At 72.9% G+C, this 960-nt stretch carries 1 protein-coding gene and 1 pseudogene; one reads left to right on the top strand and one right to left on the bottom strand.

Going from position 1 to position 960, the window contains the following annotated elements:
• Nucleotides 1-349: pseudogene (locus AX737_RS02445) on the bottom strand (PAS domain-containing sensor histidine kinase); the annotation flags it as partial.
• Between the two features lie 261 nt (nt 350-610).
• Between AX737_RS02445 and AX737_RS02450 the strand changes: the two are divergent.
• Complete coding sequence (locus AX737_RS02450; RefSeq protein ID WP_066918741.1) at nt 611-934, top strand: hypothetical protein; 324 nt, start codon at nt 611-613, stop codon at nt 932-934.
• The last annotated feature ends 26 nt before the right edge of the window (nt 935-960 follow it).

Consider the following 960-nt stretch of genomic DNA (forward strand, 5'->3'; position numbering starts at 1 on the left):
AACCCGCCCCGCCCGTGAGGCCCGCGAGGCAGACGACGAGGCCGGTCAGCCCCGCCGAGGAGATCGCGTGCGCCATCCAGAGATGGCCGGTGCGGGAGAGGATCACGGCGGCCAGCACCGGCAGGAGCAGGCTCGCCACCGCGAGCCCCTCGATCACCGAGGGCACGCCGCGCCAGACGAGGTAGGGCGGCAGCGCCGCCATCATCACGGCGCCGGTTGCGAGCCGCGAGATCAGGAAGCGCTCGTGGCGATGGCGCACCGCCTCGTCCTGCACGGAATCGTGCACGAGACCCGCGAGGCGCGCGTCGATCAGCGAGGGCAGAACATCTTTGATACGCAAGACTGACACGCAAAACGCTGGACCTCTCGGCCCCGGCGTCCCCGGCTCGACTTCGAACGACCGGCCGACCGTCGCAGGGGGCGCTTAAACGAGTGTTGCCCGGCTTCCGCGATCGCCCGGGATGCTTTCCGGCAGGTAACCGGCCGCATGCCGGATGGACGGAGCCATATTCACCATGTCGAAGGATTCGGGCGCCGCGTTGAGGGCTGCTTCAGATCCCGCGCGCCACGGTCGCGCGACCTTGCTCAGGATTTTCGCGGGGCCGAGCCCATGTCCTTCCTGCTGCGCGCCATGCTGGTGATCGGCGTGCTCTCCTACTTCGCCCTGAGGCGCGGTGATCCGGATGCGCTCCCCCCCGCGCTGCCCTCCGGCGGCGCGGTCCTGGCGGCGGTGGCCGGCGCGGCCCCGGCCGCGATCCAGGCAGGTGCCGCGGCGCTGCCGCCCGAGACCCGCGAGCGCGTCGCCCGCGAGGCGCTGGCCGGGCTGATCCGGCGCGCCGGCCAGCCGGTCCCCGAGATCCCGGACGCCGCCTCGCGCGACACCCTCTCGGCCACCGACCGGGCGCCGCCCTGGCGCGGAAGCGAGGCGCGCTGAGCACGGCTTTGCTATAGGGGTGCCGG

It is taken from the genome of Methylobacterium sp. CCH5-D2 (assembly GCF_001556475.1).
In the GTDB taxonomy this organism is placed as follows: domain Bacteria; phylum Pseudomonadota; class Alphaproteobacteria; order Rhizobiales; family Beijerinckiaceae; genus Methylobacterium; species Methylobacterium hispanicum.

Coding starts and splice junctions, on each gene's coding strand:
- AX737_RS02450 (WP_066918741.1), top strand. CDS start 611: ATGTCCTTCCTGCTGCGCGCCATGCTGGTGATCGGCGTGCTCTCCTAC.